Annotated in this window: 22 protein-coding genes; 16 read left to right on the top strand and 6 right to left on the bottom strand. The window is 27.8% G+C overall.

What is annotated here, in order from left to right:
• Positions 1-22: 22 nt before the first annotated feature.
• Complete coding sequence (locus BUB83_RS02840; RefSeq protein WP_073336825.1) at positions 23-1,078, top strand: sugar phosphate nucleotidyltransferase; 1,056 nt, start codon at positions 23-25, stop codon at positions 1,076-1,078.
• Between the two features lie 216 nt (positions 1,079-1,294).
• The gene (locus BUB83_RS02835) at positions 1,295-2,440 is read left to right on the top strand and encodes a L,D-transpeptidase family protein (protein ID WP_073336823.1); all 1,146 of its coding nucleotides are present in this window, start codon (positions 1,295-1,297) and stop codon (positions 2,438-2,440) included.
• Between the two features lie 278 nt (positions 2,441-2,718).
• Here the strand turns inward: BUB83_RS02835 and BUB83_RS02830 are convergent, their stop codons facing one another.
• Both BUB83_RS02830 and BUB83_RS02825 read right to left on the bottom strand, forming a co-directional pair.
• On the bottom strand, positions 2,719-4,344 hold the full coding sequence (locus tag BUB83_RS02830; protein WP_084133372.1) for a BCCT family transporter: 1,626 nt from the start codon (positions 4,342-4,344) through the stop codon (positions 2,719-2,721).
• A 10-nt stretch (positions 4,345-4,354) separates the two neighbouring features.
• Positions 4,355-6,208, bottom strand: coding sequence for a phosphotransferase (locus tag BUB83_RS02825; RefSeq protein ID WP_073336821.1), 1,854 nt, complete (start codon positions 6,206-6,208; stop codon positions 4,355-4,357).
• 158 nt (positions 6,209-6,366) lie between these two features.
• On the opposite strand from BUB83_RS02825, the gene BUB83_RS02820 reads away from it, so the two are divergent.
• Entirely contained in the window at positions 6,367-7,575 is a 1,209-nt protein-coding gene (locus BUB83_RS02820; RefSeq protein WP_073336819.1) for a CDP-glycerol glycerophosphotransferase family protein, read from the top strand.
• Positions 7,576-7,822: 247 nt separating this feature from the next.
• The gene (locus BUB83_RS02815) at positions 7,823-8,836 is read left to right on the top strand and encodes an LCP family protein (protein ID WP_073336817.1); all 1,014 of its coding nucleotides are present in this window, start codon (positions 7,823-7,825) and stop codon (positions 8,834-8,836) included.
• 49 nt (positions 8,837-8,885) lie between these two features.
• On the opposite strand, the gene BUB83_RS02810 is transcribed toward BUB83_RS02815, so the two are convergent.
• Complete coding sequence (locus BUB83_RS02810) at positions 8,886-9,611, bottom strand: HAD-IB family hydrolase (RefSeq protein WP_073336815.1); 726 nt, start codon at positions 9,609-9,611, stop codon at positions 8,886-8,888.
• A gap of 282 nt (positions 9,612-9,893) precedes the next feature.
• Between BUB83_RS02810 and BUB83_RS02805 the strand changes: the two genes are divergently transcribed.
• Entirely contained in the window at positions 9,894-10,196 is a 303-nt protein-coding gene (locus tag BUB83_RS02805; RefSeq protein WP_073336813.1) for a hypothetical protein, read from the top strand.
• A 143-nt stretch (positions 10,197-10,339) separates the two neighbouring features.
• A complete protein-coding gene (locus BUB83_RS02800) occupies positions 10,340-11,170 on the top strand; it encodes a polysaccharide deacetylase family protein (protein ID WP_084133371.1) in 831 nt (276 codons plus the stop codon).
• Positions 11,171-11,244: 74 nt separating this feature from the next.
• On the opposite strand, the gene BUB83_RS02795 is transcribed toward BUB83_RS02800, so the two are convergent.
• Both BUB83_RS02795 and BUB83_RS02790 read right to left on the bottom strand, forming a co-directional pair.
• Positions 11,245-11,970, bottom strand: a complete 726-nt coding sequence (locus tag BUB83_RS02795; RefSeq protein ID WP_073336811.1) for a type 1 glutamine amidotransferase — start codon at positions 11,968-11,970, stop codon at positions 11,245-11,247.
• 19 nt (positions 11,971-11,989) lie between these two features.
• Entirely contained in the window at positions 11,990-13,333 is a 1,344-nt protein-coding gene (locus BUB83_RS02790; RefSeq protein WP_073336809.1) for a MurT ligase domain-containing protein, read from the bottom strand.
• A gap of 401 nt (positions 13,334-13,734) precedes the next feature.
• Here BUB83_RS02790 and BUB83_RS02785 point away from each other — a divergent pair, with 401 nt between their 5' ends.
• The 4 genes from BUB83_RS02785 (at position 13,735) to BUB83_RS02770 (ending at position 19,657) form a co-directional block, all read left to right on the top strand.
• On the top strand, positions 13,735-15,459 hold the full coding sequence (locus BUB83_RS02785; RefSeq protein WP_207649322.1) for a tetratricopeptide repeat protein: 1,725 nt from the start codon (positions 13,735-13,737) through the stop codon (positions 15,457-15,459).
• Positions 15,460-15,632: 173 nt separating this feature from the next.
• Complete coding sequence (locus BUB83_RS02780) at positions 15,633-16,283, top strand: response regulator transcription factor (protein ID WP_073336805.1); 651 nt, start codon at positions 15,633-15,635, stop codon at positions 16,281-16,283.
• Between the two features lie 14 nt (positions 16,284-16,297).
• Positions 16,298-17,701: a sensor histidine kinase gene (locus BUB83_RS02775; protein WP_073336803.1), complete on the top strand. Its 1,404-nt coding sequence runs from the start codon at positions 16,298-16,300 to the stop codon at positions 17,699-17,701.
• Positions 17,702-17,773: 72 nt separating this feature from the next.
• On the top strand, positions 17,774-19,657 hold the full coding sequence (locus BUB83_RS02770; protein ID WP_143160459.1) for a hypothetical protein: 1,884 nt from the start codon (positions 17,774-17,776) through the stop codon (positions 19,655-19,657).
• 78 nt (positions 19,658-19,735) lie between these two features.
• On the opposite strand, the gene BUB83_RS02765 is transcribed toward BUB83_RS02770, so the two are convergent.
• Complete coding sequence (locus BUB83_RS02765) at positions 19,736-20,587, bottom strand: YitT family protein (protein ID WP_073336798.1); 852 nt, start codon at positions 20,585-20,587, stop codon at positions 19,736-19,738.
• 772 nt (positions 20,588-21,359) lie between these two features.
• On the opposite strand from BUB83_RS02765, the gene rsxC reads away from it, so the two are divergent.
• The 6 genes from rsxC to BUB83_RS02735 are packed head-to-tail and all read left to right on the top strand — an operon-like array spanning position 21,360 to position 26,261.
• Positions 21,360-22,679: an electron transport complex subunit RsxC gene (gene rsxC / locus BUB83_RS02760; RefSeq protein WP_073336796.1), complete on the top strand. Its 1,320-nt coding sequence runs from the start codon at positions 21,360-21,362 to the stop codon at positions 22,677-22,679.
• A 19-nt stretch (positions 22,680-22,698) separates the two neighbouring features.
• Entirely contained in the window at positions 22,699-23,631 is a 933-nt protein-coding gene (locus tag BUB83_RS02755) for an RnfABCDGE type electron transport complex subunit D (RefSeq protein ID WP_073336794.1), read from the top strand.
• A 1-nt stretch (position 23,632) separates the two neighbouring features.
• On the top strand, positions 23,633-24,211 hold the full coding sequence (locus tag BUB83_RS02750) for an RnfABCDGE type electron transport complex subunit G (RefSeq protein WP_073336792.1): 579 nt from the start codon (positions 23,633-23,635) through the stop codon (positions 24,209-24,211).
• A gap of 2 nt (positions 24,212-24,213) precedes the next feature.
• A complete protein-coding gene (gene rsxE, locus BUB83_RS02745; protein ID WP_073336790.1) occupies positions 24,214-24,834 on the top strand; it encodes an electron transport complex subunit RsxE in 621 nt (206 codons plus the stop codon).
• A 34-nt stretch (positions 24,835-24,868) separates the two neighbouring features.
• Positions 24,869-25,444, top strand: coding sequence for an electron transport complex subunit RsxA (gene rsxA, locus BUB83_RS02740; protein ID WP_084133369.1), 576 nt, complete (start codon positions 24,869-24,871; stop codon positions 25,442-25,444).
• A 10-nt stretch (positions 25,445-25,454) separates the two neighbouring features.
• On the top strand, positions 25,455-26,261 hold the full coding sequence (locus BUB83_RS02735) for an RnfABCDGE type electron transport complex subunit B (protein WP_073336786.1): 807 nt from the start codon (positions 25,455-25,457) through the stop codon (positions 26,259-26,261).
• The last annotated feature ends 180 nt before the right edge of the window (positions 26,262-26,441 follow it).

Below are 26,441 nucleotides of genomic sequence, written 5' to 3'. Positions count from 1 at the left end.
TAATTTAAAAGAGGGTGAAGATGTGGATTGTGATAAATTCAAAATAGTTACAGAGCCAAACAATAAGAATAATTTAGTTGAAATGCAACACAATGAAATTAAAGAACATACTGTTGATAATGCTATAATTATGGCAGCAGGCTTTGGATCACGTTTTGTACCTTTATCTTATGAAAAACCAAAAGGATTGGTAGAGGTTTTAGGAGAAAGTATGGTAGAACGCCAAATTAAACAGTTATTAGAGGTCTCCATAACGGATATAACAATTGTGGTTGGATACTTGAAGGAAAAATTTGAATATTTAGTGGAGAAATATGGAGTTAAACTTATTTGTAATCCAGAATATGATACTAAAAATAATTTATCCACAATTTATCATGTAAGGCATTTGCTTAGAAATACATATATTTTATCCAGTGATAATTATATAACTAAGAATCTTTTTAGTACTGTTGAACACAGGAGTTGGTACAGTGCAATAAAAGCTGAAGGACATACAGAAGAATGGTGTCTTTTTACAGATGAGAAAGATAGAATTAAGAAGATAGAAGTGGGAGGATATAATCAGTGGCACATGTACGGGCCAGTATATTTTTCAAAAGAGTTCTCTAGTAGTATAGTACCTCTTGTTGAGAGTACTTATGAAAAAGTTGGATCAGAAGATTTTTATTGGGAAGATGTATTAAAAGATAATATTGATAAGCTAGAAATATTTATAAACCCACAGCTGCAAGATGTTATCTATGAGTTTGAGAATCTTGAAGAATTGAGGGAATTTGATTGCCTATACAAGAAAGAATCAAATAGCAAAATAATGAAAATTATAGCTAAGGTATTTAATGTGAAGGAAGGAAGTATTACTAAAATCAAGCCACTTAAATCAAAGGATGATAAAAATTCTTTTACATTTGAAATTAAAGATAAGAATTATAGATGTATTATATCAGAAGAAACTATGAAAAACATTATTAGGAATGATAAAGAATTTAATAAATTTGAAGGTTATAGTAGTTCGAAAATAAATAACAAAATAGTTTATAAAGATTCTTATAGTGGAATTGAAATCTTAGAATTATAATTTTTAAAAATCAATTAAATATAGGCTTATAAAAAGCCTATATTAATATGTACTGAGGCTATTGACAAATATAATTTGTCAATAGTCTTTTTTATTGCACTCATATACTAAAAAAAACAAATAAGTATTTTCTTTAAAAAAAAGTAAATATATGGTATGATATAATATGTAAAAATTAGTAAGGTGGTAAGGCGCAAAAAGAGAGGGGTAATATGTTTGATCAATAAGAAATGTGTATCAATGTTTTTAATAACTTTGATATTAGTTGGAAGCACAAATTTTTTAACAACAAATGCAGAAGGTTTAAACGGTTGGAATGAAAGTCAGGGAGACTGGTACTACTATAGTGAAGGAGTAATGAAAACCCAAGCATGGGTTGAAGACTCAGAACAAAGATGGTATTATGTAGATAATCAAGGCATAATGAAAAGTAATAGTTGGGTTCAAGATTCTTTAGGCAAATGGTATTATTTAGATGGACAAGGAGTTATGAAAGCAAATAGTTGGTTTCAATACTCTTCAGGTAAGTGGTGTTATTTGGGTAAAGACGGAGTTATGGAAACAAACACTTGGGTTCAAGATTCTTCAGGCATATGGTACTATTTGGATGGAAATGGTGAAATAAAGGCAAATGGATGGGCTCAAGATTCAGGTGGTAAGTGGTATTATTTAAATAAAGATGGTTTAATTAAAACTAATGAATGGATACAAGATTCAAATAATAGAAGGTATTACTTAGATTCTGCAGGAATAATGAAAACAGGATGGTTTACCTATGAAAATAAGCAGTATTATTTTAATTCAAAGGGAGTTATGACGAATGGATGGATTGATTACCAAGGAAAATGGTATTATTTAAATTCAAATGGGTCATTAGCTACTGGATGGATAGAAAGTGCTAGTGTATGGTACTATATAGCAGAAAATGGAGAACTATTAACAAATGAAAGTTTTGAGAGAATAATAAATACAAAAGATTTATCAAGTAGCACAAGTTATTTAATTACAATTGATGAAGAAAAACAAATGGTTAATATATTTGAAGGTTTCACCAATAATTGGAAAATAATTAAATCCATACGTTGTGCTACAGGAAAAAAATCAACTCCAACTGTAAAAGGATTTTATATAATAGAAAGTAAGGGAGCTATGTTTAGGGTATCTAGTAATACTATATGTAAGTATTATACAGGGTTTTATGGTAACTATTTATTTCATACAGTGTTGTTAGACAATGCTGGAAATGTACAAGTTGGAACATTAGGACAAGCAGTATCCCATGGATGTGTTAGACTTTCAATAGAAGATGCAAAATACATATATGATAATATTCCTTATTATACTAAGGTTTGGTCGTATTAATATATCAAATTAAGTTCAACTATTATGTAAGTTTCATAGTCAGGTCCCCATATAGACAAATCACTTCAAGTGCTTTGTCTATAATATTTCATTTAAAAAACCATTAACACATAATACACTTAAAATGTAAGTGAATATAGTATAAATAGGTAGTTTTTGAGATTAAGGAGACTAAAATCAATGAAAATATTTAGCAAAATATCCTAATAAAAAGAATGTAGCCAAACATCGTTGAGCTACATTCTTTTTATTTTATTCCAAAAATATTTCAATACAAACTAATCAATATTTTTTTCGCTTTCAGTAGCTACAACTTCTTTTAATATCAGAGGAGTGTTTTGTATATTTTGGGTTTCCTTTTCAAGCGATTTGAAATCCAAGGAAATATCCTTTAAAAAGCTATATATAATTAATCCCATGATCAGTGCTAAAGGAAAGGCAGCAACTATAGAAAAAGTTTGTAACATGTATAGTGTACTTTCATTAAATATAAGTGCTATAGGTAAAATAATGAAGATTAAAGCCCAGAAAACTCTTAACATCTTAGGGGGTTCTTCCACATTCTGTAGATTTTTTACTGAATACTCAGAAACAACAAGAGTTATAGCATCGAATGTACTAGCATAAAAAGCAATCATTGCTAAAGCAAGTAAAATCATAGCAAAGTTACTAAAAGGTATTTGATTTATAATGGTTACTATTACTTCAGAAGGATTAGTTCCATTAGCAACCATAGCAGCAGCATCAATTTTACCAGTTACTTGTTGGAAAAGTCCGAAATTACCAAAAACCATAAAAGAAGTATAAGTTCCTAGTAATCCACAAGTTAAACCACCAAGTATAGTTTGTTTAATAGTACGGCCTTCGGATATTTTACCAATAAAGAATGGCGTTGCAACAAACCATGCTATCCAATATGCCCAATAAAATATTGTCCAATCTTGAGGAAAACCAGAACCGTTTTCTCCTGAAATTCTTAAAGGGTCCATCCAAGTTGCCATTCCAAAAAAGTCTTGAACCATTTTACCTAAGCCAGTTACACTACTTTCTATAATGTACTTTGTTGGCCCTAGAAAAATAAACATACAAACTAAAGCTGCAAATAATAATACGCATAAATTAGCTAATTTTGAAATTCCTTTAATTCCTATGGTAACAGCAGTAGTATAAACTATAGCAATAAATAGAAGTATGCCTATAGAAAGTGAAATACTTTGTTCAATTCCAAATACTCTAGCTATTATCAAAGAAAGTAAAGGAGTAGCAAGAGAGAAGGTAGTAGCAGTGCCTGCAAGCAAGCCTACTATAGAGAAAATATCAATAGTCTTACCTAAAAATCCATCTGCTTTTGAACCAATAGTTGAACGACAAGCTTCTGATAGTGTTTGTCTTTTCCTTTTTTTCACAAAGAACATATAACCATATGCAACAGCAGGTAATATATAAAAACTCCAAGGAATTGGTCCCCAGTGAAAAAGAGAGTAGGAAGAAGAAAAATCTTGTTTTTGAGCTAAACTCATATTTTTCATGCCAAATGGAGAGGCTCCGAAGTAGTAAGACCATTCAATCAAAGACCAATATAATATGTCAGCGGCCATAGTGGAAGTGAAAATCATAGAACCCCATGCAAAAGTACTGAAACGAGGTTTTTCGATATTTCCTAATTTTACAGCACCAAATTTTGAAAAAGCTAGCCAAAGGGTAATAAGAAAAACTCCTAAACCAAAGATCATATAAAAGGAACCAAATTGCCCTACAAAAATATTTCTTAAAAATTCTATTGTATTAGCACTTGATTCAGGAAAAACCATTAATAGTAGAAAAAGAGCAATAATTATGGCTAAGGGTATTAAAGTTAAAGCCCAATCAATTTCTAGTTCATTGTTAGTTTTTTTTATAAACATTGTTTACCTCCTATAACACACTATGTAAAATTTTCAAATTGGATTTTGCACGATTATATCTATCTATGCCGTAAGAACCAAAATTATCACCTTTTGCTTCTTTTATATTTGTCCATAATGACCATAAAAAATCTTGAAGTATTTTATTGATTAATAATCTTATTTTTATGTCTTTATCAATTTTATTTTCAAAGTATATCTTTAAAAAAAGTTCTTCATGATCTTCTGAAAAGTCACATTCTAAAGAATGTGCAGCCAAGTCCCAAATAGGGTCATTCATACCGCTGTATTCCCAATCAATCAAATAAATTTTATTGTCACCACTTTTTATAAAATTTTCTGGAACGGTATCATTGTGACAAGGAACTTTAGTAATTTGCATGGCATCAAGTAAAGGTTTTGTTTCCATAACGTATTCTTTGATTAAGTGGTAATCATCATAATTATTACCATTGTAATTTTCTAAAAGAGTTTCATATTTTTCAATCAAATTAAATACATCAAAGGTATTGTTAAAAGTGATATCTGAATTATGTAGCCTTTTTAAAATATCAGCAACAAGAATCATATTAACTTCACTTTTTGCCGTTGTAGCATTTAAGGTTTCTGAGTTTTCAATAAAACGTGAAATTTTTATTCCGCTTACTTCATTTGAATAAAGTATTTCAGTATCGAAATCTTTAGTATAAGCTATATGAGAGTTGGCGCTTTCTTCAGATCTTGATATCATTTCATCTGTACCATAACCTGGGATTCTCAAAACATAATTTTCATTATTAAATGAAAATTTGTAATTTCTATTTGTCATACCACCAATAGGTAAAATAGCATGAATCTTATTTTTCTCTATATCCAGACAAGAGCTAATAATAGTTTTTAAATTTTCTACTTGGAAAGAAAGATCTTTTCTTTTAATCCTAGGAAATGTTAAGTTTAGTACTTCATTATATTGAGATAAATTATCGATTTCAGCCCAAACTAAATCATCAATTTTAACATAACCAATACTATAAGTTCTACCTACATCCATCATTAAATATTCATAATTTAGATAAGGATTAAGGTTGTTCTTAAAATCTTCTAACATTAAATGATAAAGAGGAAGTGAAATTTTACTAAGCCCAATCATCTCACCATCAATTCTATTAAATTGATGAATATCTTTACCCATCTTATAAAGAAAACCGTTTTTAATTTCTACAAAAGCTTCATCACCTGAACCACTTTCATTAGTTATTAGAATAGAATCTCTATTTGGGTTTTCTAACAAATGGTTTATTGTTCTTTCTTCAAGGACTAAGTCATTTTCGATTAATAAGAAATCATCAGTTATGTATTCTGCAGCTAAAGAAAGGGAATACATAGTGCCTGTCCATTTGAATTTATCACTAATAACAATTTGTATTCTTTTATCTTTTAGTAAATAATTAAAATGATGACTATTGTATCCAGCTACTAAAATTATGTTTTCAATTCCATTTAAAAATAATTGATTAATAGTTCGTTCTATTATTGGCAAGTCATCTAATTCTAAGCAACCAATAGGTACATCGAATTCAGAAACTTTTCCGGCTGCTAAAATAACAGCTTGTTTTACTAATTTTTCATTTGTAGTATGTAGATTGAGTTTTTTTGCTTTAGTTTGTTTTAAAAAATCTTCTATTAATTTAAAGCCATCATCTGTTAATGTATAAAATGTTTTGTTTTTTTCATTGGCAACAAATAGATAATTATTATCAATAAGATTCTTGATAGTACTATTTATATTACCTAATGAAAGTTGAGTTTTATTTGCTAAATCTCTTTGGCTAAGGTTGTTATTTTTATTTAGCAATTCTAAAATTTGAATTTCTTTATTTGACAATTAAATCACCCCTAACTTATAGTTCAAATAATGAACATTAATACATTTTATCATAATAATCCAATGTTGTAAAGAATAAAGTTAAAAAAATACATTGTTTTATGAGATATTATAGAATATAATGTAATTCGTATGCTGTACTAAAGGGAGGAAATTGCATGTATTATTTCAAAAGTATAATGGTAAATATGTTAAACTTATTTTTGTATTTTTTTACAAAGTTGTTCTTTAGAAAAAAACAAAAATGGGTATTTGGATCTTGGTATGGTGAGAAATATTTTGATAACACTAAATATTTATATGAATATATATTAAAGAATCATAGTAAAATAGATGCTATATGGATTTGTAAGGATAAAAAAATTGTTGATAAAATCAATAGTAATGGAGGAAAAGCTTTTATATATGGTAGTTTTAAAGCAAATTATCATGTGGCAACATCAAAATTTGTTTTTATGACTCAAAAGTACCTGGATGTAGCTCCTTTATACTTAATTGGAGGGGCAGTGAAAGTTCAATTGTGGCACGGGGTAGCTTTTAAAAAAATAGGATATGACAGTTTTGAAATAAAGAAAAGTTTTTTGAGAAAAATCAATCAGGAAATTCAAAATCTATTATTTAAATATGATATACACATTGCATCTTCTGAAGAATATAAAAGTAAATTAGCCACAGCATTTAAAATTCATAAAAATTCAATTATTGATGTTGGCCAACCAAGAAATGATATTTTATTTGATAATAAATATATAATCAATAAAAAAAGTGAAATTTTAGAACAATTGAAAAATAAATATAATATAAAGTTAGAAAATAAGAAAATTATAACTTACTTACCTACATTTAGGGATAAAAAGATTGTTAGTTTTGATTTTTCTAAACTAAATCAATCTGATAACCAAAAATTAGTTGAAATCTTACAAAAATATAATTCTGTTATTATACAAAAATCTCACTATGTTGATAGTAAGGATGAAAATTCAATTAGTAATAATAAGTATATTTTAAATTTAGATTCAGCTTCAGACATTGATACTCAAGAATTGATGTTATCTACTGATATACTTATTACTGATTATTCAAGTTGCTACTTTGATTTTCTTTTGTTGAATAGACCTATAGTTCATTATTTATATGACTATCATGAATATAAAAATAATGATAGAGGTTTATACTATAGTATAGATGAAGCCAAAGGAGGAGCTGTTAGTTACAAATTTGAAGAGTTACTCATATGTATAGAAAATTATTTAAAAGATGAAACCTTAGATGAATCTATAAGAAAAAATGCTACTGAAAAATTTATAAATTATGAGGACGGAAAAAGTAGCGAAAAAATATTTGATTATGTGAGCAAAATGATTTAAATGTAAGTAAAAACAATAAGCGGAATATAATGAGTGAAGTTGCATGGTATGGATTATATCCTTGTTGTATTGTGGACAAAGCAGGAGTATTATCAAGAAATCATTGAATTTATAATACAGAAATTAAAAATAATCTAAAAGAAATAGATAAAACAATTAAATTTATGTGAACAAGCTATTTAAAAAGATAATCTCCATGTATAATAAAAATATAATTAATTCAAAACTTTATAAAGGGGTAAATAATATGGCTAGAAGAAAAAAAGCAAATAAAAAAAATAAATATAAAGCTAGAAGGATTTTATTTGTTATATTAATTTTATTAGTTCTTGCAATTGCAGGATATTTAGGTAATATGTTTTCTAATTTAAGTAAAGTCAAAACAGTTAAAATAACAGAAACAAAGGAAGCTCTTGAGGTTAGTGACAAAGCAGTGGAAAAATCAAATGAATATGACGTTATTAATTTTGCTTTTTTTGGAATAGATTCTAGAGAATCAGGAGAAACAGCACGTTCAGATTCTATTATGATTGCTACTATTGATAAGGAACATAATAAAATAAAACTATCTTCTATAATGAGGGATACTTATGTTAGCATTAGTGGTCATGACAAAGATAAAATTACCCATGCATATGCTTATGGAGGGCCTCAGTTAGCAGTATCAACACTTAATAAAAATTTTGATTTAAATATAAAATATTTCGTGACGGTTGATTTCTTTGATATGGAAAAAATAATTGATACTCTCGGTGGAGTAGAAATTGATGTTAAAAAAGATGAAATTGATCTTATTAATGGATACAGTGTAGAGACTTCTACAATATCTAAGACAAAGAGAAAGCTTGTTACTAAATCAGGATTACAGGTTTTAAATGGAATGCAAGCTGTATCCTATACAAGAATAAGATATACAGCAGGTGGGGATTTTGTAAGAACTGAAAGACAAAGAACAGTATTAACTGCATTATTAAATAAGATTGCATCTATGGATAAAGCAAAATTTGCAACTATAGTACCTACATTAGCACAATATGTGGAAACAAATCTTGGTGCAACGGATATGTTATCTATAGGGATAGATGCATTACAAGCAGGGATATCAAACATAGACCAAGAAAGATTTCCTATTGATGGTAATGCTTTTGATAAAAAAATAAATGGGATATATTATTTGACAACAGATCTTGATTTAACAACAGAGCAAATACATGATTATATTTATGAAGATATAAAGCCTGTGATGGACACTAAAAAATAGAAATAAAACATAAAAATAAAGCTGCTAGTTAAGAAACTAGCAGCTTTAACTATTTAATGCAATTATAGTTTAAATTATAAACTACATCTTTTCTTTCTACTATAATGTTAATGCTTTTTTGTAAAATGTGATGATTGGAAATTTTGGTCAATAATTCTCTGGTAGGGTTGATAGCAGTTGGATATTCTACCATGCTTAACATTGTAAAATCACCAGCAGTATCTCCATAAGCGTAGCTCTCGCTTAAGTCTATATTATATTTTTTAACAAAAGAATTTATAGCATTTTTTTTGCTATCACTATCCCACATAGGGATTACTTCTCCAGTATACATTTTATTAGAATCCATTAAATACTCACTTCCAACGAAATCATCAAATCCAAATTTTATAGACATTTCTCTAACTAACTCATTTGGACTACCGGAGACTGTTATTACTTTATGACCTTGAGCTTTATGCCATTCAATTTTATCACGAGTAAAGGTATAAACCCTGTCCCCTTTTTGCTCAATTACTTTTTTAGCTATAAAATTCACTTGAGTTTCATGGAGTCCTATTATAGCATCAACATATATTTCAGCCATCTTGAGCAGATAATTATCATAGTTTCCAATTCGTTTATCCCATTTAACATAATGTTCTTTTACTTCATTATACCAACGCTGGCTATCAATTATTTCTGATTTTATAAGTTTTTTAAAGATTTCTGTTATTAATCCTTCCCTATACAAAGTTCCGTCAATATCAAAGAATGCAGCAGTTACTTTTTTCATGTGTACCTCCCAAAAAATTGTTATGTAATTATAACACAAGAAAGTATGGCTAGTCCATAAAATAAATATTAAAATTGATATTGATTTTAAGGGTTTATAATTTTATGTATACTTTATAATAATAAGTATAATTATTGATTGTGACATAAATATAAAAACATTTAAAATTTATTTTTTAAGTTAATTTTGAGAATATCTTACTTTGTAGTTTGCATACATAATATGATATAATGAATTATGTATTTATATTAAATAATATTAAATTAGGATAGGGGGATTTTCATGAAAAAAATTAGACCAATGTATTTTGTTTTTGCGGCATTATTGGTCCAGTTTGTAACTATATATGTAGTATGGATTTCTGTAGATCAAAATAATTCAAGTAGATTAATGGCGGGAAATGTATCTTCAGTAGTATTGATAGTCTTTGCAATAATTATGTCTATAATAAAAATGATATATAACAAAAGAAAAAAAATTAAAAACAGAGTAGGATTGAATATAATTTTTTGGTTTTTTTCTTTGATATATATAGGTATTTTAGTAGCTGGTTTTAAATTTTTAGAACTTTATCCAGGAATATAAAACATTCTAGAGTAAAGCATATTTAATGCTTTGCTTTATTATTTTTTTGGAAAAAAAAGAGTCACTTTCTTTTATTTACATGGGTTTAAAGTTAGTTTATTGCATAAGCTATAAAAGATATATACATTAAAGAAGGTGCTCAAATGAATAATAGATATAAAAGAATAGCAAGGATAAAAAAAAGAATAGGAATATGTTATATTTTTTTATTAGCCTCAATAATGTTTCTACATGTAACTATAAATGCGGTGCCTACAATTTATAGTTCAATGGAAGAAGAAAAAGAAGTTAAAGAGAATAGTAAAAAAGTATATATAACTTTTGATGATGGACCTTCTATAAATAATACTAGAAATATTATTAAAATTTTAAATGATAATAATGTGAAAGCTAGCTTTTTTATCGTAGGAAATAAAGCAGAAGAGTATCCAGACATAGTTAAAGAGTTAAGTGAAAATAATATGTGTATAGCTTCACATACTTATTCTCATGTATATGAGGAAGTATTTAAGAATTTAGAGTGTTATAAAAATGATTTGCAAAAATGCAATGAAAGTATTGAGAATATTATAGAAAAAGCACCTGTTCAATATATAAGAATTCCAGGAGGAATTAATAATTCTTCTTCTAATAAAAACATTATGGAAGGGATTCTAAATTATCTTAACCAAAATAATGTTAATTATGTTGGATGGAATATATGTTCAAATGATGCACTTGGAAGAAATATACCTAGTTACAAATTGATGAGCAATATAAAAACTCAAACAGAAAAAATAGAAAATAAAACTAATTGTTTGGTTGTGTTAATGCACGATTCTTATTATAAGAAAACTACTGTTGAAGTTCTCCCAGAAATCATCCAATATTATAAAGACAAAGGATATGAATTTAGAACTTTTAATGATATAACATCTAAGGAATATGAAGAACTTTTTAATGAAAAGTTGATAAATAAACAGTATTTTAAATAGCGAATAGTGGAATGAAAAGAAGAGGAAATCTTTCGCTTTGGGTAAATGATTAGAAAAAGCGAAAGATTTTATTTTTATTGAGTTTTTTCCCGGGAAATAATAAATTCTTTTGCTTTCATCTCGTATTTATCATTAAGTGGAGGAAGAGAAACATTGCCAAATTTATTTTTTAAAGCAAGGGATAAAAGCCTATCAGCAAGTTCTGGATTTTTAGACAATAATGAACCGTGAAAGTAAGTACAAAAAGTGTTTTTATAAATACAACCTTCATATCCATCCTCTCCATTATTGCCGTATCCAGCTAATACTTTTCCTAAGGGTTGCAAGTTTCCTATATAGGTTCTTCCAGAGTGATTTTCAAAACCAACATAAGTTTCCTTATATTCATCATTAAATATTACAGTATTGCCTATAAATCTTTTTTCACCTGCCTTAGTATAAATATCTAAAGCAGCTAATCCTTTTATTTTTTTTCCAGTAGAAGTTTCATAATAATTGCCTAAAAGTTGATATCCACCACAAATAGATAAAAAAACTTTACCATTTTCTATATATTTTTTGATTTCTCTTCCTTTATATCTTGATAAATCATCAGAAACTATGGATTGTTCATAATCCTGACCTCCACCAAAAAATACTATATCATAATCATCTTTTTTGAATCTGTCATTAACTGAAATATTTATAATATTGGTTTTTATACCTCTTTTTTCAGCTCTATATTTTAATATTAATATATTTCCTATATCTCCATATACATTAAGAAGATCCGGATACATGTGACAAATATTTAATTCCATTGAATTTCACTCCTTATTTTTACCATATCTTTTTTAAGTATCCTTTGTTATTTAAAAACTTTCTAAAACTTGTCATAGCTGTGTATGTAGCTAGCATATATATATTATCGTTGTTATTTGAAGAAATAGAGCTTAGTAAATTTTCATAGTTATCACAAACATTAAAGGAATTCTCATTTAAGCCTGCTACTTTTAACCTTATACTCATGTCATATAAGCGAATACCAGATAAAAATACTTTATCGATAACAGTATTGTTTAAGTTTTCAAAGTCAACATCCCATATCCATGATACATCAGTACCATCAGCGTAATTATCATTTAATAATAAAGCTAAACTTTTATCAGAGTCATCTAAATTTACTGATTTAAGGGCTTCATCAAAACCGGCTGGATTTTTTACGAGTATAATTTTTAAATGTTTACCTTCTATATTTACAACTTCTTGCCTACCAAAACTACTTTTCATAGATTGTAAAGTATAAGCAATAACCTCCTTACTTACTCCGATAAAAGAAGAGATTGTATAAGCGGAAAGAGCATTATAAATATTATAGGTTCCACTTTGGCTGATATTAAATTTGTAATTATCCATTTGAACAACAGACCCACTAGAGGAAAGTGAATTTATTTTAGTAATTGAGTAATCTAAATTAGGTCTTTTAAATCCACAATTAGGACAACTGAAATTTCCAAGATGATTATAAGTTATAAAGTCGTAGGAATATAAGCTTTTGCACTTTTTGCAAAATTTAGCATCAGCATTTAACGATAAATTAGTGTTATTGTCTACAGCGCAAGAAAAACCATAGTAGATTTTAGTGTTTGTAAGATTTAAATCACATAATAAGGATTCATCACCATTTAATATTAAAATAGATTCTGGTGTTTTTTTTATTCCATCCATTATCTTTTCTAAAGTAGTATAAACCTCTCCATATCTGTCCATCTGATCTCTAAAAAGATTTGATACACAAATTATATATGGGGTTATATATTGAGTTACTAGTTTTAAATTAGCTTCATCTACTTCTATTACAGCATATTTTGATTTGTTTTTCTTGAAAATACAATATTTATCTATGAAACAGGAAATTATACCAGGTAACATGTTTGCTCCAGTTTCATTTGTAATCACATCTTCTCCATTATTTAATAGCATATTATAAACCATGCTTGTGGTAGTGGTTTTTCCATTGGTACCAGTTATAATTATAACTTTATAATTAAAGCTTAAAGGTTTTAGTATGTCAGGATATAGTTTTAATGCTATTTTACCAGGAAAATTAGTGCCACCATTAAAAAATAATTTTGATAATTTTATTGTTAATTTAGATATTAATAAAGTGCAATTAAACCGCATAAAAAGACCCTCCAATAATAAATTTCATCTTTATATAATTATTGCCAATTTATTCATAAAATATTACAGAACACAAAACAATACATATTAGCATTGTAACATGCAAATAATTAAATGGGAATAATTAACAGTGCGAGCGTAAACTATAAGAATATATAAAATTCATCAAATAAGGGGAAGTTATTTTATATGATTTTATTGGATTTTTAATTATTCAATCGAAAAATAGAATTTTGAAAAATAAATTGGCATACAAAAATAATTTTTTAAAATAAACTTATTAGCTTTTTAACTTAAACTTTGGTAATATTATATAGAGATCCCATTGTGAAACTTAATTTATACGTGGGCTTTGTCTATATTATGAATTATATAAGAATTTATTTTATAGAAAAACAATGTTGGGAGTGATAAATATATTTAATATTAAAATAAATAAAAAAATTTCTTTAATAGCATTTGTATCATTAATAGTTTTGGTGATTTTAGGAATTAATTTAAAAACAAATTTAGAAAATAAAGCAAATCAAAGTAATAAACTGCTTATTAAAGAAAGTGAAGGAAAATTATCGGAAGGAAATCTTTTGCTTTATAATGGAGAGTTTCAATTAGCTATTGATAAGTATAATGAAATTGATTTTTCTAAAATCAAAGATGAAAGGCTTATTGAAAGTTTAAAATACATATATTTATCTCAAGCATATTATCTTAATAATGATTTAGAAGCTGCAAGTGAAAATCTAGAAAAAGCTAAAGTTACAAATAATAAAGATGATATGGTTTTATCTTTAATAGTTGCAAATGAATTTTTGAGAGGCAATAAAGAAGAAGCACTTAAGTTAGGCCAAGGGTATTTAATTGAAACGCCTAATAATAAGAAGTTAATAAAAACCATGGTAGGAGTTTATATATGGAGTAATCAAAAAGAAAAAGCTGTTGAAATGATAGAAAGATATGCTGAAAACAAAAATTCAGCTTATGATTTAGCGGAAAAGGCTAATATGTATTTGCTAGTAAATGATATGGATAATGGATTTAAGCTTTTAAAAAAGGCATGGAGCTTGGATAAAGATGAGTTTAAAATTTATGATGTACTTTCTCATTCAGCTATTTACAATAAAGATGAAATGATAAATTATATTAATGAATTACAAAAAAACAATGAAAAAGAATTATGTTATAAGATGTGGTTAGCTAAATTGTATTCAGATTTTGAAGAAACAGCTAATGGAAGCATAAATCTTTTGAAACAATTAAAAGAAGAAAATATTGATAATATAGAAACTAAATTAATTGAAACAGTTGCACTTAATAATTTAGGGAAAGTTGAAGAAGCTAATACATTGATAAATGAAGTTTTAGAAGAAACTAAAGGTGATTATCGAGTTTATCATTCAGCGGCTTGGATTAGTTTAGCTAACAATGACATTGAGAATGCAAAGAGTTATGCTTACAGTTCTATTAAAAAAAATCCTGCTTATTTAGATAATTATTCATTTTTGATGCCTGCAATTCTTAATGAAGAAAATGAACTGCAAAAAGCAGAAAAGTATATTTATATGGGAAGGCTTTCAGAATTATATAATATTTATATTATTGATAATTTAGCCAATATTTATATGGGTAGAGAAGATGGTTTAGAGAAATCAGAAGAGCTTTTTAATGAATTAAAAATAATAAAGAGTTCTGAACCAGAGATAATATATAATTTAGCTATTATTTATGCTAATAGTGGGAATGTAGACAAGTCTATAGAAACTTTGAATGAATGTATAAAGTTAGATTCACAAACAGGGAAATATTACAGAACACTAGGTTCACTTTTGCTAGTTTCTGGTAAACAAGATGAAGGAATTGAAAAACTTAGAGAAGCTTATGCTCTTGATGAAAATGACATTTTAACATTAAACAATGCAGGAAGTTATTATATATCATTTACAGATGATATTCATAAGGGTTTTTATAATTTGCAAAAGGCTTTTCAAGGGATAAATGAGCATACTGATGATTATTACAAAGAAATAATAGAAGAAAATTATAATAAAGCTAAAAGTATAATAGAATCAATAGAAAATGGTAAAGCTAATGAAAAAGTATCAATTCCTGAATTTACTTTATTATTTTAGTTTAGTAAAGCTTGAAGATAATCTCTTCAAGCTTTACTTTATACAAAATTGTAACAATTAAAATACTATATTCTTTTGAAGATAGTGTTAAAATTAATATAGCATTAATATAGAAAGTATTCTTCTTATGTTGATTAATATAATTATAAATAGTATAAAGGTAGGTATAAAAAATGTATAGAATTTTAATAGTGGAAGACGAGGAACCAATTTCAGATTTAATAAAATTAAATCTAGAGATGGCAGGATTTGAAACAGATGAAGCTTTGGATGGAAGAACAGCTTTAGAAAAAATAAATAAAGGAAATTATGATCTTGTTATATTAGATATTATGCTTCCTAGAATGAATGGATATGAACTATTGCCATATATAAAAGAAAAGGATAAACCGGTAATTATGCTTACTGCAAAGGATGCTTTGAAGGATAAAATTATGGGGTTAGATTTGGGGGCAGATGATTATTTAACAAAACCTTTTGAAAATCCAGAGCTAGTTGCTAGAGTAAAGGCTTTATTAAGAAGAAAAAAGGGTAAAGAAGGAATAATAAAGTTTGATAATGTGGAAGTTGATTTAACAGAAAAAAGCGTTTCTAAAAATGGGGAAGAAATTGAGGTTACCCCTAAAGAATTTGAGTTATTAGTGATATTAATTCAAAATAAAGGGATTGTATTAACAAGAGAAAAATTACTTAAAAAAGTTTGGAATTATGATTATTTGGGAGATTCTAGGACTATAGATATGCATATTCAAAGATTGAGAAAAAAATTAGATACAGAAAAAATAACCACCATATATAAAGTGGGGTATAGGCTAGAAGAATAGTATGGGGGATTCAAATGAAGTTTAAGTGGAAAATATTTATATTATGTATAGGAATTTATATCATAACTCTTTTTATTACGGGCATTACAATTACAGAAAATACTTATAATAATTCTTTGAAAAGAGAAGTAGATAGAAGTATTATTGAAGCCAGTAGTGTTAAGAGTAGTGCAACTTTATATTTATCTGTGTTACAAAAACAAGATGATGATACATTAACCATAAAGGATTTTAGTGAGAATATAATTGAAGTATTTGGAGATAACAATAGGGTTTTTCAAATTTTTGGGGATAGTATAGAAATGCTTGCTTCCAATACAGAGGAATTGATATTGTTTAATCGAGAAGACATCAAAAATGTATTAAAATTTAAAAAGGACAATTACATTTTAAAAGAAATAAATGGGAAACATTACTTGTTTATAAATTCATATACAAATATAAATGAAGAAAGCTTAGTTATATCATATATTAAAGATTTATCTTTTATTGATTATGAAAAAGATAGACAGTATTCTTACTTTCTTGTGGTGGGCTTAGTTGGATTAGTGATTATAATGATTGTAACAAGCATGCTTAGTAAAATTCTTTTGAAACCTATAACTAAATTATCTCAAACGGTTAAACAAATATCTTCAGGAAATTATGAGCAAAGAGTAAATGTAAAATCAACGGATGAAATAGGAGAAATGGCTGTTGAATTTAATAAAATGGCAGATACTATTCAATATCAAATAATGAAATTAGAGTTGGAATCCGAAAATAAACAAATATTTATAGATGATTTAACTCATGAGATTCGGACCCCTCTTACTTCTATTATTGGATATGCAGATATTCTTAGAAAAATGGAATACAATAAAGAAAAATTTGATAAAAGCCTAGGTTATATTTATTCAGAAGGAACTAGAATGTTGAAATTATCAAAAGTATTGATGAAACTAATTTTAGTGAGAGAAGAAGAGTTGACTTTAACTGAAGTAAACACTAAAGATTTGATGGGTCAAGTGAAGGAAGTACTTTTGATAAAAGCTACTAAAAAAAACATAACCATAGAAATATTGCCATCAAACATTAAGGTAGAGGGCGATGAAGAACTTTTATTCAGACTTTTTACAAATTTACTTGATAATGCAATTAAAGCTTCTTTTGTTGATGGAAAAGTAGAAATTGGAACAGAATTTATAGAGGGTAAAAAGGCTATTTATGTAAAAGATTTTGGGGTAGGTATGGAAAGTGAACAGATTAAGAGAATAATTGAACCTTTTTATAGAGTTGATAAATCTAGATCAAGAAAAGAAGGTGGAGCTGGACTAGGGCTTACCATATGCAATGAAATTGTAAAAAAACATAGTGCACAAATGCAGATTTCTAGTGAAATAGATAAAGGAACTAAGATTTGCATTATATTTAATTAAAAATCAGCTAATGGATAATATAATGATAAAATTATTTTATATAGCAAAGAGGGGATTTATTTGAGGAAGATTATGAAAAAAAACATAAATTTGATTATGATTTTGCTTTTATTATGTTCTATAGTTTTCAGTACTTCTTGTAGTGAAAGTACAATAAAAAATAATGTTATTTATGATATAGGATATGAGGGTAGAGAAGGAGTTTTTTATAAAAAGGATGATTCAAAAATAAATGAGAATTTGGAAAGTTTAGATCATTTTGTGGATGTTAATATAAGTATTTCAGAAAAACAGATTCCACTTACCATAACAGAAGAAGCCGATGAAGTTTTTTATTTAGAACCAATATTTACTGAGGGCTTATGGGATAGTATAACTTTGATAGGAAACGAAAAAGGTCTTTATAATTTAAAGAAAACTAATGTAAAAGATAAAACTGTAACATTAATTAAAAGCGGAGTTCATTTTATAAACACAGTTAAGTGGAATCATGAAAAAGATAAAGTAGCATTCAATGCATCAGGACAATTGATAATTTATGATAACTCAAAAGATAAATTAGTTTCTCTTGATGATTCTTTAAATGAAAGAGACAATATTTCTTATTTTGGATGGTCAAGTGATGATAAAAAAATATACACAGAAAATGAAAATTTGGTTAATGGATCAATTTATTATGTTAATTCAGGCAAAAAGAAAGAATCCTATAATGAAGAAGATTATGTTTATTTAAAAAATAATTTAAGCGAAAAGTATTACTTTGCAAGTTTATTTGAACCGGTGGGTAAAGAAATAAATAATACTTCTTTGGAAACAAGAACGGTAATAGTAAATGAAAATAGTGAAGTTGTTCAAGAATTAGTTGAAGAAAATTTTGCTAAAGAAAATTCATTAAATGAACTAAGATTTAGAGATAGTTATAAGAAATCCTTAATTCAACTTGGAAATGATGGTTTTGGATTATATTATACCAGCGACGTTTTAGAGCATAATAAGATTAATGTGGTTTCAAGTGAATATATACACATGGCAAAATTTATGCAAGGAGGAGGTTTTGCTTTCACACAATCTAAAAACAATGGAGAAGAAAATAAGTTTAGCTTATATATTGCTGATTCTTATGGTAAAATTTTAAGGGAAGTATCCGTTGGTAATGGAAATTTTATTATTTCTCCTAATGGTAAATATGCTTATTTTGATTTTCCAAATAGAGAAATTGTGGATTTAAGCAATGGAGAAATAATATCATCAGATGCAGGGGAAAATATATATAATGATAATAAAAAAGATGAAGAAAATATAATTAAGGTGCTTAGACAAGCTTTATATATTTCTATAAACTATCTTAAAGGAAGTGATTTTAATCAAAGTGAAGTAGATAAGCTATTTGTTGATTCTGAAAATCCATATCAATGGGCCAAATACGATTTTGTTAGCTATTGGAAGAAACATAATGAAACAAATGAAAATTTTAAATATGAGGTTAATGCTGATATTGATGATATATACTACTTTATTTTAAATGAAAAAAATATGGCTAACGTAAGTGGAAAGATAAAAATCAAAAGCTCTCTTGGTAGAACAATTTATTTAAAGGGAAGTATTACACTATTGGAAAATGAGGATCAATGGAAAATTACAGGATTTAGTACATTTCCTAATTCCATAGAAAAAGAGAAAGTAACTGAAAGTATAGAAACTTATATTAATAAAAAATCATTTTTTAAAGATTCAGATTGGTTATTGGGAGATATAAAAGGAAAAGATATAACAATTGGACAAATACAATTTTGGAGTTTGAATAACGCCCTTTTAAGCGAAGATGTTGAATACGCTAATTTTGCTAAAATTTATTTAAATGTATCTGAGGATGTAAATAAAGAAATTTATGAATTAAGTGCAGAAAAGCAGGGAAGTGATTGGGTAGTTATTGGGTTAGAAAAAATTTCAGAATAAAATTAAAATAAAGTGAAAACTTAAAATGAAAAAGAAGCCTTCGTATTTTGTTAGGCTTCTTTTTATATGATATAAGAATTATTGTACTGAATATGAAGTTTGTTTAAAGTTACCTAAAACATTACTCACAGCTGTAACAGTAACGAAGGCTTTTGGATCTATAGAGTCTACTATTTTTTTTAGTGGAGAAAGCTGATTCTTTTGAATAACTACATAAATGAAATTTTTACTTTTACTTGTATAAGTTCCTTCAGCATTTAAAAGAGTAACTCCTCTTCCTAGCTTTACTTGAATTTGATGAATTATCTCTTCTGGTGAATCACTAATAATAATACATTGTCTTGAAGAAGCAAGCCCTTCTTGAATAGCATCAATGGTTTTAGTTTTTACAAAACTCATGATTACAGCATACATAACTGAGTTAACCCCTAACACTGTACCAATAAGTAGATAAACAATGACATCTTGTATTAATAGTATTTTTGCTAAATCAACTGTGGGCATTTTATTTTTTATTATTTTACCTGAAATATCCATACCACCTGTACTTGCACCACCTATAAAAATTAAAGACATTGCTACTCCGGATACCACACCAGCAAAAATCGCAGCCAATAATTTTTCGTCTAATGCATTAAAGGAAAAATAATTATTTGTTAAATCAACTAGAAAAGATGAAATAAAGACTATAATAGCGCTTTTTAATGCAAAGCTTTTGCCAACTAATTTAAAACCAAAAATAAATAAAGGAATATTCATTAAAATAAGAGCAACACCAATTTTAGTACCAAATAGATGATTTAAAGAGATAGAAATACCAGCAAGTCCACCGGTCGCAAGTCCATTTGGAATTACAATCATAGATAGATATATTGAGTAAAAAATACAACCTACAACGATAAAAAATAAATCTTTCATAAAATTCTTCATTTAGAATCCTCACTTAAAATAAGGGCAAACCCTCTTGATTGAGTTAATATTAGCATAGATTTAATATTTACACATTGGCGATTTAACAGATGTATTAATTGAATTTACTATGGAGAAGTGATTAAAAGCATTTATCATAATTATGTTCTTATTTAATCTGTTTTTCATCCATATTATATAGTGTTGAAATATAAAAAAATAAATATTGCATTTATAAAAAAAAGAATGAGATTTTGACATGAAATCTTGCAAAAACACTTAAAAATTAGCATAAATAATCAAAGGGCAACTAGAATTTGATAATTTATTAATTAATAAATATATAATTAAAAGAATAATTTGCAATAAAAACATTTTAATCTTGCAAAAAAAAACAAGTGTTTACCTAAAGTTCACAATTCAAGAGTGAAATAATATAAAAAATGAATCTATATATAAAATTTGAATAAATATCAGTAAAATTAAAAATAAAATTCTAATGATTTTTAATTTGTGTAGCATATATTACATAATAAATTGTTAAGAAAATAACAGTTTAAGATTTAAATGTCAGAAAAGTCTTATTATTATGTATAATTGATAATTTAATTGAAAGTATGGTATTATAATAGAGAGTTTAAATAGTCTATAAAAAAAAGTATAAAATACCATTTGAATTATAAAGAACTAAAGAGTATTATATAAATACATGTATATATAATATAAAAATAATAGTATTTTACTTTTGTTTTAAAAATCATAAAATTCTAATCTATAGAATGGGAGGTTTCATATGAATTTATTTACTTTTAAAAAGGGAATTCATCCACCACATGGTAAATATCTTTCTGAAAAAAAGGAAATAGTGAATGTATTACCTAAGGAAATTTTAACTTTCCCTATGTCGCAACATATTGGAGCGCCGGCGGAGTGTTTAGTTAAAAAAGGAGATTCAGTTTTAGTAGGACAAAAAATTGGTGGAGCAAAAGGATTTATTTCTGCCAATATCCATAGTAGTGTATCTGGTACTGTTAAGAAAATTGAAGAAGTATTGCTTCCGTCAGGTAACAAATCATTAGCAGTTATAGTAGAAAACGATTACCAATATAATGAAACAGAGTTTCCAAAGAATAAAGACTATAGAAACATGAGTAAAGAAGAAATTATAGAAATAGTTAAAGAAGCAGGTATAGTAGGCATGGGAGGAGCATGTTTTCCAGCTAGTGTAAAATTAGCACCACCACCAGACAAAAAAATTGATTCTATAATTTTAAATGGTGCTGAGTGTGAACCTTATTTAACTTGTGACCATAGAATTATGTTAGAAGAAACAGATAAAATAGTAGAGGGTTTAAAAATAATTCTTCAAATGTATCCAGAAGCTAAGGGATACATAGGAATAGAAAATAATAAACCAGATGCTATTAAAGCAATGCAAGAAGCTGTAAAGGATATTGATAACATTTTTGTTATGGCATTAAAAACAAAATATCCTCAAGGAGCAGAAAAACAATTAATTTATGCTATAAATAAAAGAGAAGTAGAAGTAGGAAGATTACCTGCAGATGTAGGGTGTATTGTACAAAATGTATCTACTGCTCTTGATATATACAATGCGGTAGTAAAAGGTATTCCTTCAATTTACAACGTGGTAACTGTTACAGGAGAAGCTATTGCAGAACCTAAAAATATGAGAATAAGAATGGGTATGTCTTATAGAGAATTAGTTGAGGAATGTGGAGGCTTTAAAGAAGAAGCGGTTAAAATTATTTCAGGCGGACCTATGATGGGGATGGCCCTTTCAACTTTAGATGTAACAGCAATGAAAGGTAGTTCTGGTGTACTTGCTTTAACAAAAGTACAAGCTGCCTTACCAAAAGAAGAAAATTGTATTAGATGTGGTAAGTGTGTAGATGCTTGTCCTATGAACTTGATTCCATCAACATTAGATTCTTTATCAAGAAGAAATGAACTTGAAAGATTTGATGAATGTAGTGGACTAGCTTGTATTGAATGTGGGTGTTGTTCTTTTGCATGTCCTGCAAAAAGACATTTACTTCAAACAATAAGAACAACTAAACGTGCTGTTTTAGCAGAAAAAAGAAAGAAATAAATAATAAGGAGTGACATAAATGGCTGAAAATTTGTATACAGTTTCCTCATCTCCTCATATACGTTCAAAAGATACTATTCAATCAGTTATGAGAGATGTAATTATTGCTTTGATTCCAGCTATGATAGCAGGAATAGTAGTTTTTAAAACAGAAGCGTTGATTTTATTAATAGTTTCAATAACGTCATGTGTAGTTTCCGAATGGGCATGGCAAAGGTTAACTAAAAGACCTATAAAAGTACTTGATTTAAGTGCTGTTATTACAGGAATACTTATTGCTTTAAATGTTCCACCATCATTACCACCTTGGATGGTAGTTATTGGAGGAGTATTTGCTATGATTATTGTTAAAGCTTTATTTGGTGGACTTGGACAAAACATAGTTAATCCAGCTTTAGCAGCTCGTGCATTTTTAGTTGCATCTTATCCAGTGGCTATGACAACATGGACATTAGATGGAGTTTCTACTGCTACCCCTCTTGGTATATTAAAAGAAGGTGGAGAAGTCTTACCAGGTTTAATGAATGTGTTTTTAGGTAATATTGGAGGATGCATTGGAGAAACTTCTGCATTAGCCTTGTTAATAGGCTTTGTTTATCTATTATATAGAAAAGTTATATCTTGGCATATACCAGTTTATTATATAGGAACAGTTTTTGTTTTATCTACTTTTATGGGCAGAAATGGATTCATGACTGGAAATGGACTTTATGAAATTATGATAGGTGGATTAATGATTGGAGCTATATTTATGGCTACAGATTATACTACATCTCCAATGACTACAAATGGTAAAATAATTTTTGCTATTGGATGTGGTGTTTTAACTTCAATTATCCGTACTTTTGGTGGATATCCAGAAGGAGTTTCTTATTCAATTTTAATAATGAACTTATTTGTACCTTTAATAGATAGATATGTAGCTCCTAGAGTATTTGGGGAGGTGAAGTAACTTGGAAAAATCAGAAAGTAATTTAAGATTAGGTTTAATACTTTTATTAATAACTGCTGTGGCAGGAATATTGCTTGGCGGGGCTTATAGTCTTACAAAAGAGCCTATTGCTCAGCAAACAATTAAAAAGAATAATGAAGCAATGCAAGCAGTTTTATCATCTGCAGATACTTTTGAATTAAAAGAAATTGAAATACCAGAAGGAAGCTTGGTTAGTGAAGTGAATGAAGGTAAAAAAAATGATGAAGTACAAGGATATGCAATTAAAGTAATTAATGATGGTTATGGTGGAAAAATTAATATTATGGTTGGTATATCCATGGATGGAAAGTTGCAAGGACTAACTATTTTAGAACATTCAGAAACACCAGGCCTTGGAGCTAACGCAACTTTACCAGACTTTAAAGATCAATTTAAAGATAAATCAGTTGATAATCCACTTGAGGTTGTTAAAACACCTGCAGCAAATGATAATGAGATTGAAGCTTTAACAGGAGCTACAATTACATCAAAAGCAGTAACAAATGCAGTTAACTCTGCTATAGATTTATTTAATAATTCATTGAAGGGAGGAAACTAATAGTGAAAGTTGCATTAGAAAGATTAAAGAATGGTATATTTAATGAAAATATTATATTTGTTCAAGTTCTTGCAATGTGTCCTACTTTAGCGGTAACTTCCTCTGCTAACAATGGAATTGGAATGGGTCTTGCAACTACAGTAGTACTTATAGGATCCAATGTGGTTATTTCTTTAATGAGAAAGTTTATTCCAGATAAAATTAGAATTCCTTCTTACGTTGTTGTTATAGCATCATTTGTTACGCTGTTACAACTACTTCTACAAGGTTTTTTACCAGCGTTAAATGATTCTTTAGGTATTTTTATACCTTTAATAGTTGTTAACTGTGCAATTCTAGGAAGAGCGGAAGCTTATGCATCTAAAAATGGTCCTTTAGCATCCTTTTTTGATGGATTAGGAATGGGATTAGGATTTACCTTTGCACTAGGAATTATTGGTTTAATAAGAGAAGTTTTAGGAACAGGATTAGCTTTTGGAATTAAAATAACTCCAGCTTCTTTCCAACCACCTTTAATATTTGTATTGGCACCAGGAGCATTTATTACACTTGGAATATTAATGGCGCTTATTAATCAAAGAAATATTAATGCTAAAAAGAAACAAAGTAAATCCTCACTTTAGTGTGGACTAATTCATAGAAAGAGGTGGAATAAACATGAATATTTTTACTTTGATATTGGGAGCTTTGCTAGTAAACAACGTAGTTTTAGCAAAATTCTTAGGTATTTGTGGATTCCTTGGTGTTTCTAAGAAAATTGAAACTGCTAAGGGTATGGGACTTGCGGTAACTTTTGTAATGGGTCTTGCTTCAATATTTTCATATATTATATATAAATTTATATTAGATCCATTGAATATAGAATATATGTATACTGTTGCTTTTATATTAGTAATTGCATCATTGGTACAATTCGTTGAAATGGCAATTAAAAAGATGAGTCCAGAGTTGCATAAATCTTTAGGAATTTATCTTCCTTTGATCACAACAAACTGTGCAATTTTAGGAGCAGTAATTATAAATATGCAAAAAGAATTTAATTTAATAGAATCATTGATATATTCAGTAGCTACAGGTTTAGGATTTTTCTTAGCTATAGTTTTACTTGCGGGATTAAGAGAAAGAATGGAAGAAAATACAGACATGCCAGAAGCCGTAAAAGGACTACCAATTGCATTAATCACTGCGGGATTAATGGCTATTGCATTCCTTGGTTTCTCAGGCTTAGTGTAAGGAGGTTCACATGAAAGAAATTTTATTTCCTTTAATAAGTTTAGGTGGGCTTGGTCTTTTATTCGGGGTTGTTTTAGGATATTCATCCAAAAAGTTCGCTGTAGAAGTAAATCCTATGGTGCCTCAAATAAGAGGTTGTTTACCTGGTGCTAACTGTGGTGGATGTGGTTTTGCTGGTTGTGATGCGTATGCTGAAGCTATAGTTCTTAATGGTGCTGCCCCAAATGCTTGCCCAATAGCAAGCCCAGAAGTTGCAGGTCAAATAGGAGAAATCCTAGGAGTAGAAGTAAGTACAGCTGAACCAAAAGTTGCTTATGTTAAATGTAAAGGAACAAAAGATAAAGCTTTATATAAAGGTGACTACTATGGAATTGAAGATTGTTCAAATGCAGTAATTATTCCAGGTGGAGGCCCTAAATCTTGTGAGTTTGGTTGTATGGGTTTTGGATCTTGTGTAAAAGCTTGTAAGTTTGATGCGCTTCATATAATAGATGGAGTTGCAGTAGTAGATGAAGAAAAATGTGTAGGCTGTGGAGCTTGTGTGCCAAAATGTCCGAAAGCTATTATTCAAATGATGCCAAAGGGTAGACCGGTAAAAATTACTTGTAACTCAAAAGCAAAAGGTGCATCAGTTAAAAAGATATGTGAAGTAGGATGTATAGGATGCACATTATGTGTAAAAGCATGTCCATTTGATGCTATGGAAATGGTGAATAACTTACCAGTTATTGATTATGATAAATGCAAAAACTGTGGAATTTGCGCTAAAAAATGTCCAACAGCAGCAATTGATAATTTTAGAAAAGCAAAAGCATAAAAAAGGCCATTAAGGCCTTTTTTTTATGCATAAATATAGATAAATTTTTTGAATACTGTTATACTCAAAATGTAAAAGGGTAATAATTAGATTAAACAAGGGATATTAGATAATTGGATATTTTATGGAGAAATATAGTAAATAGAGAATAAATATTATAATATATTAAAAAGGAAATGT

It is taken from the genome of Clostridium grantii DSM 8605 (assembly GCF_900129965.1).
Classification (GTDB): Bacteria; Bacillota; Clostridia; order Clostridiales; family Clostridiaceae; genus Clostridium_AF; species Clostridium_AF grantii.
This window is presented reverse-complemented; position numbering and strand designations above follow the sequence as displayed.